The sequence below is a fragment of the Rubrilithobacter danxiaensis genome (assembly GCF_047272945.1).
In the GTDB taxonomy this organism is placed as follows: domain Bacteria; phylum Bacteroidota; class Bacteroidia; order Sphingobacteriales; family Sphingobacteriaceae; genus Rubrolithibacter; species Rubrolithibacter danxiaensis.
This window is the reverse complement of record NZ_JBKOPS010000004.1, coordinates 202131-214746: the sequence shown is the minus strand read 5'-3', so window position 1 is coordinate 214746 and position 12616 is coordinate 202131. Positions and strand designations below refer to the sequence as shown.

General features: G+C 39.5%; 13 protein-coding genes and 1 tRNA gene. 8 read left to right on the top strand and 6 right to left on the bottom strand.

Annotated elements, in window-relative coordinates; all coding sequences use genetic code 11:
* The first annotated feature begins 10 nt into the window (after nucleotides 1-10).
* From ACLCDL_RS06750 to ACLCDL_RS06740, 3 genes are read left to right on the top strand one after another with little or no spacing between them, the layout of a single operon-like run.
* Nucleotides 11-1510 (top strand): SusD/RagB family nutrient-binding outer membrane lipoprotein, encoded by a 1500-nt coding sequence (locus ACLCDL_RS06750; RefSeq protein WP_423147516.1) that lies wholly within the window; start codon nucleotides 11-13, stop codon nucleotides 1508-1510.
* A 19-nt stretch (nucleotides 1511-1529) separates the two neighbouring features.
* A complete protein-coding gene (locus tag ACLCDL_RS06745) occupies nucleotides 1530-2177 on the top strand; it encodes an immunoglobulin-like domain-containing protein (RefSeq protein WP_423147515.1) in 648 nt (215 codons plus the stop codon).
* 12 nt (nucleotides 2178-2189) lie between these two features.
* A complete protein-coding gene (locus tag ACLCDL_RS06740) occupies nucleotides 2190-2690 on the top strand; it encodes a lipid-binding protein (RefSeq protein WP_423147514.1) in 501 nt (166 codons plus the stop codon).
* Nucleotides 2691-2740: 50 nt separating this feature from the next.
* On the opposite strand, the gene ACLCDL_RS06735 is transcribed toward ACLCDL_RS06740, so the two are convergent.
* From ACLCDL_RS06735 to ACLCDL_RS06725, 3 genes are all read right to left on the bottom strand, one after another.
* Nucleotides 2741-3922, bottom strand: a complete 1182-nt coding sequence (locus tag ACLCDL_RS06735; protein WP_423147513.1) for an OmpA family protein — start codon at nucleotides 3920-3922, stop codon at nucleotides 2741-2743.
* 146 nt (nucleotides 3923-4068) lie between these two features.
* Nucleotides 4069-4476, bottom strand: a complete 408-nt coding sequence (locus tag ACLCDL_RS06730) for a DoxX family protein (RefSeq protein ID WP_423147512.1) — start codon at nucleotides 4474-4476, stop codon at nucleotides 4069-4071.
* A gap of 1 nt (nucleotide 4477) precedes the next feature.
* Nucleotides 4478-5377 (bottom strand): S66 peptidase family protein, encoded by a 900-nt coding sequence (locus ACLCDL_RS06725; protein ID WP_423147511.1) that lies wholly within the window; start codon nucleotides 5375-5377, stop codon nucleotides 4478-4480.
* 111 nt (nucleotides 5378-5488) lie between these two features.
* On the opposite strand from ACLCDL_RS06725, the gene metG reads away from it, so the two are divergent.
* Nucleotides 5489-7546: a methionine--tRNA ligase gene (gene metG, locus ACLCDL_RS06720; protein ID WP_423147510.1), complete on the top strand. Its 2058-nt coding sequence runs from the start codon at nucleotides 5489-5491 to the stop codon at nucleotides 7544-7546.
* A 101-nt stretch (nucleotides 7547-7647) separates the two neighbouring features.
* Nucleotides 7648-7722 (top strand) — tRNA-Arg (locus ACLCDL_RS06715).
* A gap of 48 nt (nucleotides 7723-7770) precedes the next feature.
* Here the strand turns inward: ACLCDL_RS06715 and ACLCDL_RS06710 are convergent.
* The gene (locus tag ACLCDL_RS06710) at nucleotides 7771-8022 is read right to left on the bottom strand and encodes a hexameric tyrosine-coordinated heme protein (RefSeq protein ID WP_423147509.1); all 252 of its coding nucleotides are present in this window, start codon (nucleotides 8020-8022) and stop codon (nucleotides 7771-7773) included.
* A 292-nt stretch (nucleotides 8023-8314) separates the two neighbouring features.
* Between ACLCDL_RS06710 and ACLCDL_RS06705 the strand changes: the two genes are divergently transcribed.
* On the top strand, nucleotides 8315-9802 hold the full coding sequence (locus ACLCDL_RS06705) for a trypsin-like peptidase domain-containing protein (RefSeq protein ID WP_423147508.1): 1488 nt from the start codon (nucleotides 8315-8317) through the stop codon (nucleotides 9800-9802).
* A gap of 77 nt (nucleotides 9803-9879) precedes the next feature.
* The gene (locus tag ACLCDL_RS06700; RefSeq protein WP_423147507.1) at nucleotides 9880-10263 is read left to right on the top strand and encodes a lipocalin-like domain-containing protein; all 384 of its coding nucleotides are present in this window, start codon (nucleotides 9880-9882) and stop codon (nucleotides 10261-10263) included.
* Nucleotides 10264-10279: 16 nt separating this feature from the next.
* On the opposite strand, the gene ACLCDL_RS06695 is transcribed toward ACLCDL_RS06700, so the two are convergent.
* Both ACLCDL_RS06695 and ACLCDL_RS06690 read right to left on the bottom strand, forming a co-directional pair.
* Nucleotides 10280-10981: a DsbA family protein gene (locus ACLCDL_RS06695; protein ID WP_423147506.1), complete on the bottom strand. Its 702-nt coding sequence runs from the start codon at nucleotides 10979-10981 to the stop codon at nucleotides 10280-10282.
* Nucleotides 10950-11924, bottom strand: coding sequence for a manganese catalase family protein (locus ACLCDL_RS06690; protein WP_423147505.1), 975 nt, complete (start codon nucleotides 11922-11924; stop codon nucleotides 10950-10952). Before ACLCDL_RS06690 ends, ACLCDL_RS06695 begins: the two co-directional genes overlap by 32 nt.
* Before the next feature lie 246 nt (nucleotides 11925-12170).
* Between ACLCDL_RS06690 and rplM the strand changes: the two genes are divergently transcribed.
* Nucleotides 12171-12614 (top strand): 50S ribosomal protein L13, encoded by a 444-nt coding sequence (rplM, locus tag ACLCDL_RS06685; protein WP_423147504.1) that lies wholly within the window; start codon nucleotides 12171-12173, stop codon nucleotides 12612-12614.
* The last annotated feature ends 2 nt before the right edge of the window (nucleotides 12615-12616 follow it).

The following is a 12616-nucleotide window of genomic DNA, read 5'->3' as shown; positions in this document are numbered from 1 at the left end:
AAAAATTAACATGAAAAAAATATTCATAAATATAAAAGTATTCGCAATTCTTGCTGCCCTGTTAATTTCAACGGGATGCGAGAAAACACTCGATATTAATACAGATCCGAACAATCCGGGTATCGAAAATGCAACACCGGAAGTATTGTTTCCGGCTGGAGTAATGTCAACCGCAGGTATGGTTGGGGGTCAGCTTGCAATTGTTGGTAATCTCTGGTCTCAATATGTAGCCCAGAACAGCAGTTCAAGCCAATACCGGTCTGTTGATTCTTATAACCTGATAAATTCCAGCGAAGAGGTTAATTTATCTTACCAGGAATTATATTCGGGCGCTTTAAATGATTATCAGTTAACAATTACTAAGGCACAGGAAAATGAAGACTGGCGTTATAATTTAATGGCAACGGTAATGAAAGCATATACCTACGAGGTATTGGTTGATTTATATGATCAGGTGCCATATACTGAAGCATTAAAGGGGCAGGAAATATTGCAGCCTAAATTTGATGACGGCTATTCTATATATCAATCCTTACTAGCTGAAATTGATGAGGCATTATCTAAAGATTTCAAGAGTAATCCTTTGAGTGCTGCTCAACAAAGTACAGATTTTGTATTTGCAGGAGACATGGACAAGTGGGAACAATTTGCCAATACCCTTAAATTAAAAATGTATTTAAGAATGGTAAATGCTAAACCTGCAGAAGCGCAGGCAGGTATTCAAGCTTTATATAATGCAAACGCAACCTTTCTGTCAGATAACGCGGGAGTTGATGTGTTTACAGATGTACCTGAGAAAAGAAACCCCATGTACGAATTTAACATAGAGGGTGTTGGAACTACTTCAAACTTAAAGGCAAGCATTACCTTTATCAGCTGGTTAAAAGCAAACAACGATCCACGAATTGTTGACTACTTTGGTACAGCTACTCCAACAGGAATGCACCAGGGAGACTTTGCTGCGTCCTTAGTGGAACAACCTACTTATCCGAATGCAACTACATTTGTACAACACGCTGATGATCCGGTTTGGTTTATATCTGCTGCAGAATCATACTTTATGCAGGCTGAAGCTTTGGAACGTTATTACAATGGAGCAAAGGATGGAGTTACTGGAAAACAGATGTATGATGCGGGAGTAACTGCTGCTTTTGCAGAATTGGATTTAACGCCAGGAAATTTATTAACTACTAATTATGCATACCCTGTTAACGGATCTTTAGATGCTAAAATAGAGGCAATAATTGTACAGAAGTGGGCAGCATTTCCACGTTCGCATGCATTAGAAGCATTTTTTGAAAAAAACAGGACAGGCTATCCAAGAACCAGCCCGGTTCCATCGACAAACGAGGCTCAGTATGTGCCAGGCCAATTGGTATACTCTTTCGGCGGGGTAACAGGAGCAGGAAACTTCCCGCAAAGGTTTGTTTTCCCTGATTATGAGAGGTCAAGAAATAAAAATACGCCTCCGGAAGTTCCTATTACTACAAAAGTTTGGTGGGCAAAGTAATTATTAAAAGAAGAATAATATGAAAAGAAATATAAGCTTAATAGCGGTCCTTTTTTTGCTGAGCATGAGTATTTTTTCTTGCAAAAAGGACGATTTTAATTATCCGGAAGGATATGTCGGGGAGTCAAAAATTACAGTATATCCCGAGTTAACTTTAAACGGGGATCAATTAACTATCATCAATCAGGGAACCACCTATACTGATGAAGGAGTAGTAGCTAAAATAGGTGAACAGGAAGTTGAATATGCTTCAAGTGGAACTGTGGATAGTTCGACTCCGGGAGTATATGTGATAAATTATTCTGCAAAAAATGAGGATGGGTTTTCGGCCTCCTCTTACAGAACGGTTGTTGTAATGTCTACTGCCGGTGACATAAATAGTCATGACTTTTCAGGTACTTACGACAGGGATGGATTTCCTCAAACTTCTACCTGGACCAAAACTGCAAATGGAGTTTACACGGTCCAAAATCCGGGTGGAGCTGCTGGCGTTACGGTAACTGCCGTAAATTTTGAAGGTAATAAGATAGTTGTACCTCAACAGGAATGTGAAGCTGGAACTATGTCATCAAGCATTGGAACATACGATTTAGCTGCAGGTAAGTACGTATGGGCAATAGTAAATGCCGGATACGGAGGACAAGACAGAACATTTATTAAAAAATAATAAATTAAAGAAATGAAAAGAAGTAAAATTTTATATACTGTTATTACAGCTTTATTTATTGTATTCTTAGGTTCTTGTCAAAAAGATCCGGAAGTTGGCGGTACGGCTACGCAAGCGCTTGCGGGGGATTGGTTTGTTCAATGGAAAGAACTTCCAGGAACGTATTTCCACTTTACTACCTATAATACTGCTGCAAATTCTCAAACAGAAATGTGGCTTGACGATAATTACTCATTTTGGTCAAGTACAGGTGATGAGCAATTGAAGGGTAAAGTAACTGTAAATGCCTCCAGTCTTAGTTTCTCGGGAGATAACATTGCTAATGTTGATCCTAATATGCCGATTACTTTTTCCATAAAGAATGGAAAGGTAATACCTAATGGAGCTAAAGGACCAGGTTCAAATGCGCCAACAGATTCTATTTATTTTGAAGCAGAATTTTCCGATGATCCAGGTACAACCTATATCATTTCTGGCTATAGAAGAACAGGATTTGATGCTGATGAACAATAACAAATCCATCAAAAATTAAATAAAAAAAGCCAGCATTAACGCTGGCTTTTTTATTTTCCACTCAGCACCACTTCCACCCTCAGATTTCGCAATCCCTCTACTGGGTCTTTTGTATTTATAAGCGGATATTTTCCTCCCATTCCGAAGCAGGATAGCCTTTTTTCAGAAATGCCGTTTTTAATTAAGATGTTTTTTATGGCTATCGCCCTTTTAAATGAAAGTTGCTGCAGGTAACGAGCACTTGCGAAAACATTATTGTTCGTATGTCCAATAATCTTAATATTCCATTCGGCCTCTTTTTGTAAAAACTCGATTAATCGGTCAAGATCGACTTTCGAATTAGGCTGTAACGCATCTTTATTAGGGAAAAAATGAAGGTTAAACAGGATTAATTTATTTCCTGCTGCTATTCTGTCTAAAAGAAAGTCTGATTTTATGTCAGCGCTATTTGACTTTAGATTCTGCGTCTGGTACAAATGTTCTTCAGCTGTAGCCGTTATGTTTAAATTAATATCAGAAGGAATTTCGATGCGGTAACCATTCAAAGAATCAGCCTTTGTTTCTCCGATAAATATGCCTAAAGAATCATCTTCTACAGTGACAGTTCCCGGAAGCGTAATTCCTGAAACTTTGTCTTTTATAAAACCAGAAAGCAGGACGGTACTTGTACCTTTTAATCTTACATCCAGTTCAAAGCCATCACCACCGTTGTAAATATTATCAATAATTAGTGCCAGTTTTTGACCGCGTTTAACAGTCAGCGGTTTTGAAAAACTTTTTCCCGGTCCGGGCTTCTCATACAGATTTTCATAACCTGTTTTTAAACCCGTATTGCCTTTAATTTTTTCGTCGTTTCGGGAGTTATTCGATCGGATTAGTTTAGAAAAGGATTCTTCTTTCTTAATTCCGTTACTATAATCAAACAGCATCCAGTCATAATCGTCTTTACTTGATTTTGGACGGATTTCGAAAGTAAAAGTGCCGTCGTACGGTATGTCAATTATATGCCAGCAGGTATTGCGTTCTTTTATGAAATAATTGCCTGATCGTCCAGCATCCAAGGGGAACTCCTGTATTTTCCCAAACCCCGCAGGAGAAACTGGGAAGGAATAACGTTTATTTACTCCTATTTTTTCTGCAGTGCTTAAATCAGCATTAAAAGCCGGAGACTGGCCTTTAGAAATTGTGAAGCACAACAGCAAGGAACAAATCAGGAGGTTACCCTTCGGCATGAGTTAATTTTATGAGTAGCTAATATAGAGTAGCTAGTAAACGGGTACAAGGCATTAAGTATTAAGTACAAAGTAATAAATATAATAGATACTACTAAAATACGAACTACTATGTGCTAATTACTGATTACTAAACTACCATGTCTTCACTTTTTATCGATGCTATATTTTCCCGCTCCTATAAAGGCTAGTCCGACAAAAACAAAGCCCAGTTCTATCGCATGTGAAGCTGCTCCCCAACCTTCTCCTTTGTTAAGATGGTTTAATGCAGCCACCACCATGATGGATGTGAGAAATAAACATGCAGGCCGGAATGCTAAACCGATAATAAGCAGAAAGCCTCCAAAGGTTTCAGTTATTGCAGCAAGTAAACCCCACATAAGCGGATAAAATGTTATTCCAATATTTTTTGCCGCCGAACCTACCGCTTCCCAATATCCCGGTCCGCCGGTTAATTTAGGAAGCCCGTGAAAAATCATCATCGCACCAAGTCCCACTCTTAAAATTAATAGTCCGGTATTCTTATAATTGCCAAGTCTGCCAAGTAGAGCCATTTTAATCTGTGTAAATAAGTTGAGTATTTTTTTCTTCTACCTTTAAATGTACGGTTTTCCCAAGAATCAAGGAATGATTATCAGAAAGGTGACCTGCCGGGAAATTAAAACAAACCGGGTAATTGTACTCCAGGACATGTTCCAGTATGATTTCTTCAGCAGTTTTACCAAAAGGAATTTCGTTGTCCTGCATGGAAGTAAGACCTCCGGCAATCAATCCTTTTAAGCCGGAGAGTTTTCCCGATCTTTTTAGATTCCACATCATCCGGTCGATGGAATACAGGTATTCTCCAACATCCTCAATAAATAAAATTTTATCCTGAAAATCCATTTCAGAGATGGAACCGGTCAGCATTACCAGAAGGGTTAAGTTGCCACCAATTATTATTCCTTTGGCTTCACCCGGAACATTATTGGAAGTGCTGTTAAATTGCATACTGACATCTTCGCCAAATAAAGCTTTCCGTAGGCTATTTAAAGATAATTTTGTAGCATCGGGAATAGCAACAGGCATTTGCCCATGTATAGTGCAAATGTTAAAATTAGCATGAATATGGCTGTGAAGTACGGTGATATCGCTAAAGCCAATAATCCATTTAGGATGCTGTTCGAAAGTAGTAAAATCAAGCCGGTCAATAATCCGGATGGTTCCATATCCTCCCCTGGCCGCAATAATTGCTTTTATTGATGTGTCATCGAGAAATTTCTGTAAATCGCTTGTCCGCAATTCATCAGAGCCGGCATACTGATGATAAGAAGCTGTTACTGTTTCACCTAAAACAACCTCAAGTCCCCACGATTCTAACAGCGCAACGGCATCGTTTATTTCGCCGGGCAGTTTTTTTGCCGGACAGGTAATCGCAATTTTATCACCTGGTTTTAAAAAAGGAGGAGTAATCATATTTATAATGTGCAAATATCAATATATGCTGATTCTGCATTCAGGCATATTCTAAATGATGTTATCTTTGCAAATTAAATAATAAGTACAAATAACACTAATCTGAAGGATTTGGAACAAGATAATTGCAAGAGATACACGGTTACGTCGGCGCTTCCTTATGCTAACGGACCATTACATATTGGCCACCTGGCTGGAGCATATATTCCGGCAGATATTTTTGTAAGACATTTGCGCCTGTTGCGCAAAGATGTGGTCTATCTCTGCGGTTCTGATGAACACGGGGCAGCAATTACTATCAAAGCAAAAAAAGAAGGTGTTACACCGCAGGAAATCATTGATAAATACCATAATCAGATAAAAGAAAGTTTTAACGAGTTTGGGATTTCCTTTGATATTTACCACCGGACTTCAGCTCCTATTCATCATGAACTTTCACAGGAGTTTTTCCTCAATCTTTACAATAAGGGAGAGTTTATAGAAAAGTTTTCTGAACAATATTATGACGAAGAGTATCAGCAGTTTTTGGCCGACCGCTATATAATTGGTACTTGCCCTAATTGCCACAACGAGGGCGCCTATGGCGATCAGTGCGAAAAATGCGGAACTTCATTAAATCCTACCGATCTTATAAATCCAAAATCCACACTTAGTGGGAATACACCAGTTTTAAAAGAGACCAAACACTGGTATCTTCCTCTGGATAAGTACCAGCCCTGGTTAGAAAACTGGCTGTTAAACGAAAAGAAAGATCAGTTAAAAACTAATGTTTTCGGGCAGTGCAGCTCCTGGATAAAATCGGGTTTGCAGCCAAGATCAATGACCCGCGACCTGGATTGGGGAATTGACGTTCCGTTAAAAGATGCCAAAGGGAAAAAACTGTATGTATGGCTGGATGCACCGATCGGGTATATTTCGGCAACAAAGCAATGGGCGCTTGATAACGGGAAAGATTGGGAAAAATACTGGAAGAAGCAGGAAAATGAAGAGGACAATTCTTGTTTGATCCATTTCATCGGAAAAGATAATATTGTGTTCCATTGCATCATTTTTCCGTCCATTCTTCATGCTCATGGCGAGTATATTTTACCGGCAAATGTTCCGGCAAATGAATTTTTAAACTTAGAGGGTGATAAACTCTCTACTTCAAGAAATCATGCAGTATGGCTGCATGAATATTTAAATGAATTTCCTAATAAGCAGGATGAACTTCGTTATGTTTTAACCTCGATTTTGCCCGAAACTTCAGACAGTGAGTTTACCTGGAAAGATTACCAGGCACGGGTGAATAATGAACTGGTAGCTATTCTCGGAAATTTTGTAAACCGTGTTCTGATCCTGATGCATAAGTATTATGAAGGAAAAACTTCAGGAAGTGCAAAACTCCAGGATGAGGAACTGAATAAACAGATTCCCGCTGCTTATGATGAAACAGGAAAGTCGATAGCTGCTTATAAGTTCAGAAATGCAATGTCAACAGTAATGGATGTGGCCCGTTCAGGCAATAAATATCTTACTGATAAAGAGCCCTGGAAGACTTTCAAGAATGATCCGGAATCTACAAGAGAGGTTCTCCAGAACTGCCTGCATATCATTGCGCATTTGGGCACTTTGCTTCAGCCATTTTTGCCATTTACTGCCAAAAAGATATTCCGGTTATTAAATCTTCATGATGAAACAATGTTTTATGATCAGCCTGTAATTTTTGAAGAAGGACATCGTTTAAGTCCCGCCGAGCTTTTGTTTGAAAAAGTGGAAGATGAAGTAATAGAGAAACAGATCGAAAAACTGGCTTCAAAGAAGCCGGAACCCGTACAGGAACCTCAGATAATGCCTGCAAAAGATAATATCAATTATGACCAGTTTGCTGCTCTCGACATTCGTACAGGAACAATCTTAGCCGCCGAAAAGGTTGCTAAAACCAAAAAACTGTTAAAGTTGACGATAGATACCGGGATTGACCAGCGGACGGTAGTATCTGGTATTGCTGAGTTTTTTGAACCCGAAAATATAGTTGGAAAGCAGGTAAGTATTTTAGTTAACCTGGAACCACGGGAGATTAAGGGTATTCTTTCAAAAGGAATGATTTTAATGGCGGAAGACGAGGATGGTAAACTTTGTTTTGTGCAGCCAAGTGCTGTAACCGGAAATGGTTCGGTAGTAAGATAAAACATGATGTGCAGGTGAGTGAATATGCTGATGTGCAAATTGACTGGAATAATTCTTTAAAATTCTGCACATTTGCACTTCAATGAATCTGCACATTGATTGGCCCTGTAGTTCAACGGATAGAATAGAAGTTTCCTAAACTTTAGATATGGGTTCGATTCCCGTCGGGGCTACCAGACCGGAAAGGTGAAATAAATCTACCTTTCCGGCATAAATTTTCAGCGTTAAATACCTGTGGTTTTCCAATAATTATTTGCAGCAGCTATCGTTGCAAATTCAATAGCTACGGTTTGACCGATAGAAATAAGCATGGCAGGATCTTCAGAATATATAGATCTGAGCTTTTCCCGGATAGCAGCATCTGGCTGAGTTGCTTTAATAATTAATCTTGCCATTTTAATAGCAAGCAGTCTTCCTTCTTCAGGAGTAGCGGTTAAAAGAGAATCGCTAGGGATTAATTGAGTTGTTTCAGACATGGTTTTATTTTTAGGTAAAAAGAAAGTATCTAATAAACCAGTTATTAATTGTTTTGTGCTTTTGTAATAACATAAACGCTAATATTTCTTCAACCTTGCATAGGTATTCTCAATTTTAATGCTCAATAATAAAGTCGACAGTCTTAAACGTGTTTATAAAGTTATTTTCCTGTAGTCTTAGTTGCAACACGAAGGCTGTGTTGCAATTTTGGTTTTAGTAAAAACATTTATTCCGTTTTACTAATTATTCTTTTACAGGGATTTTTATTCCTTCTTTCAATCCTCACAAAACATGAAAAAGTCAGGTATAATATTAGTTACAGCACTTATTACAGCAGTTGTTACATTAGGAGCTTACCGTTACATTGATAAAAGAAAAAGTTCAGGCTTTCTTGAAGATAACCAGAAAGTAAATTTTGTTAACAATCCCGCCCGTAGCACTTCATCTGCAGGTAACCCTGATTTTGTTAACGCTTCTGCAGCAGTAATTCCGGCAGTTGTTCATATAAAAACGGTTTATTCGGGAGCATCTGCCCAAGCTTCTAATCCGCTTGAGGAACTTTTTGGTTCGCCACGTTCCGGAGGGATAGCAATGGCATCGGGTTCAGGGGTATTAATTACAGATGACGGTTATATAGTAACAAATAATCATGTGGTAGAGGATGCATCGCAAATTGCGGTAGTATTAGCTGATAAACGATCTTTTAAAGCAAAGCTAGTGGGACGTGATCCAAGTACAGACCTGGCCCTTATCAAGATAGATGGTAAAAATCTGCCAATTGTACGACTTGGAAATTCAGATAATGTACAGGTTGGCGAATGGGTTCTGGCAGTTGGTTTCCCTCTGTCGCTAAATTCAACAGTCACTGCCGGTATAATTAGTGCAAAGGGACGCAGTATAGGAATTCTTGATCGGCCCGCAAATAATAACGGTGAAGGAAATGGAACCGCAATTGAATCTTTTATTCAAACTGATGCGGCTATTAATCCCGGCAATAGCGGGGGGGCTTTAGTAAATGCCGCCGGTGAACTGGTTGGAATTAACTCGGCAATTGCTTCGCAAACCGGGGGGTACCAGGGATACGGTTTTGCCATTCCTGTAAACCTGGCAAAAAAAATTGTAACAGATTTTAGAAAGTACGGAGAAGTACGACGCGGTTATTTAGGTGTTAGTTTTCCGGCGCCAACCACAGAAGATCAGCTGCTTCGGGCTAAAGGAATTAATCCGTCTGTACAGGGTGTATATATTATGGACGTACAACCAGGAAGTGCAGCAGCAGCAGGAGGGTTAAAAGCCGGAGATGTTATTAAAAGCATAGATGGATCATCGATTTCCTCTTCTGCTGAGTTCTCCGAGCGGATTGCCCGCCATAGTCCGGGCGATAAGGTGGAGCTTTCTTATTTACGGAATGGAAAAACTTCCAATACTACGGTAACATTAAAGGGCCAGTCTTCTGCTGAAGGAATAGCAGGAAACGCCAGCAGCTCCGCCGAACTGCAGCAAAAGTTGGGAGCTAGTTTTTCACCTATTCCCGGCTCTGTAAAACAACGTTATGGATTGAAGTCAGGGATAGTAGTAACTGATATTGCCCGTGGCGGATTCTTTGAACAGGCCGGCGTGCCAAAGGGAACGGTAATAACTGCTGTAAATGGGCAGCGGATCAATAGCCTGGACGAACTGAATGAAGCTTTAGGAGACTCAAGAAACGGAATGGTTCGAATTGATGGCATAACACCTGATGGGGCGAGATTTGTTTTCAACTTCCCGTTAGGTGCTTAATAAAAAATGCTCTTTAATGTTCATGAAAAAACCGCATTCGAGTAGACTTCTTTTATATAAAAATTAATATGTTAGTTATGAAAATACTTCAATCAATATTTCCTTTACTATTTGTAGTCTTGCTAAGTTCCTGTTCAGACCGGATTGTTGGTACCTGGCAAATTTCAAGATATGAAAAAGGTGCACCGGGAGATGAGAATGTAAAGGTCTATAATATCGGAACGATGCGGTTTAAAAATAACAAGACCGGCGAAAAAGAGATTAATTATTCCATTCTTAGGAATAAGGTATCTGATAACAGCTCTTTTAAATGGAGTGCCACTGAAGATTACCTTACCATACAGGATGAGAACTCTGAGTTTAGTAAAACCTGGATCAGGGTAGAAAATAAGCGAAAACTGCAGTTACTTAAATCAACCAATGGTGCTAATAATGTCCAGGTGCTGGAGTTGAAAAAATAGCGTTTATTCGGATAGTTTAATTTTCAGAATTATTGAACAAATTAGAAAACGCAGCAGATAAAACTTCATAAGGCCGATAACCTGTTAGTATAATTCCTCTTCCGTCTTCTTTACTCATGGTAATGGTAGGAAACCGGCCAATACGGTTATACCGAACTCTTTTTAAATCGTTTCTAAACAATTCCAGGCTGTCTTCTGCAGAAAGATCCGTTGAAAAACGGGCGATGTTAAAATCCAGGCCTGTATTTTCTGCTGTTTGCTGTGCAACTTCAATTAATACTTCCGGTTTGGAAATATCTTTCGCATCGGTCATTACAGCTTCCCATAGCTTAACAAGATAGGCTTCTTCTATTTCTGATGATTGAAGTCCTGCTGCTTTTACCGCTATACATGCCGGATAAGAAGAGGAAGGTGGATTTTGTATCCAGATTTGGGGATTGATGGCTGCACCGGAAATGTGTTGTGCTTCCATCCATATCGGACCCATTTGGGCAGGACGGCTTACTGTATTCATCGGGTCATTATAACTGTTCCAGTCAGGAATAAGCCCCGACATACAATAGCTAAGGTTGATGTTGTCTTTAAAAAGGTTTCGCAAGGTACTCAGATGAGGATAGAGTGCCCAGCTCCAGCAACAAAGCGGATCGGTATAAAAAACAATCTCTACCCGATCCGCTTTAAATTTATTATTTACTTTTTCTGCTTCCTTTAGATCCATTCGAATTTGTTGCAGGATATTCACTCCATTGATTTTCTCCTTTTGGAGTGGCGCTCATAATTTCCTGGCTTCTTTCTTTACTTAAAGTTTTATTTTCTTTTTCTACAATTTTATCAGTCCGCTCTGTTCCTGTCGGAGTTAAATCAACCAGCCCATGTGTTTCTCTTACTTTTTGTAAGGGATCTTCAATGTACTGCCAGGTTTCTCCCAGTTCAGGGCTAACGCCTTCATTCCATGGGCCCCGTACTTCAACACCGTTAGACATGTTGTAGTAAGTGTTGCTGTGCCGCGGATCGCTTTGTAAAACTCCTGGGGGGAAATTAGGCTGAATAGTATTTAAAGCAGCTTCAAACATCTGGAAGTGGGCTACTTCACGAGTCATTAAAAACCGGAGCGTATCTTTTACATACGAATCATCGGTAAACTGCATCAGGTATTCGTAAACTATCTTGGCCCGTGATTCGGCGGCGATATTAGATCGAAGATCGACAGTAAGGTCACCGTTTGCAGTTACATAAGCTGCAGTCCAGGGATTGCCGTTACTATCTGTAAGCGTTGGGGATCCGCCGCTTAAAACTGCAAATTGAGGATTCATCATGGCTTCGTGAATAAAATTCTCTTTCGATGCCTTTCCGTCCAGTAACTGCATAATTTCAGATTCTTCAGCCGCGTTCTTTAATTCGCCGCTCACACCGCCCAAAAGCATCTGTATGGTAGCGCCTACAATTTCAAGATGGCTGAATTCCTCTGTAGCAATGTCCATAAGTAAGTCGTACTTATCCGGATAAGGTTGTTTAGCGGCAAATGCCTGAACAAAGTATTGCATAGCTGCTTTAAGCTCTCCATTGCTTCCTCCAAACTGCTCCAAAAGCAGGCGGGCGAAACGCGGGTCGGGTTTTGAAACCCTCGCGTTAAATTGTAACTCTTTAACATGGTAAAACATAGTTTTCTGTATTAGGTAGAACGATAGATATAAAAATCTAACAGGGCTTAAAATTCTTTGTTCTTAAAGAATTAAATTAAATAGCGGAATTCAACTCTATTCTTAGTCGGAAAATTGCCGTTCCTTTTTAAAGAGCCCACCTTTTAAAAAATATATAATCATTTGAAAATTATAGATTTTAGCCTATCTTTGCAGTCCCAATTTAAGGGGTATAGTATATTGTTTAATTAATTTAATATCAAGCAAGTGAATACGTTAAGTTACAAAACTGTCTCTGCCAACAAGAAGACCGTTAACAAGGAATGGGTAGTTGTTGACGCACAGGGCGAGATTTTGGGGCGCTTGTCATCTAAGATCGCAATGATGATCCGTGGAAAGCACAAGCCTACATTCACCCCAAACGTAGACTGCGGCGATAACGTAATTGTTATCAATGCAGACAAGGTAAAACTGACCGGTAACAAACTAAGCGACAAAACTTATGTTCGTTACACTGGCTATCCGGGTGGTCAGCGTTTCATTTCTCCTAAGGAGTTATTGGCGAAACATCCTCAGCGTATAGTTGAAAAAGCTGTTCGCGGAATGTTACCTAAAAATCGTTTGGGCCGTGCAATTTTTAAAAACCTGTATGTATATGCAGGAAATGAGCATCCGCATGCGGCACAAAATCCAAAAGAGGTTAAACTTTAATT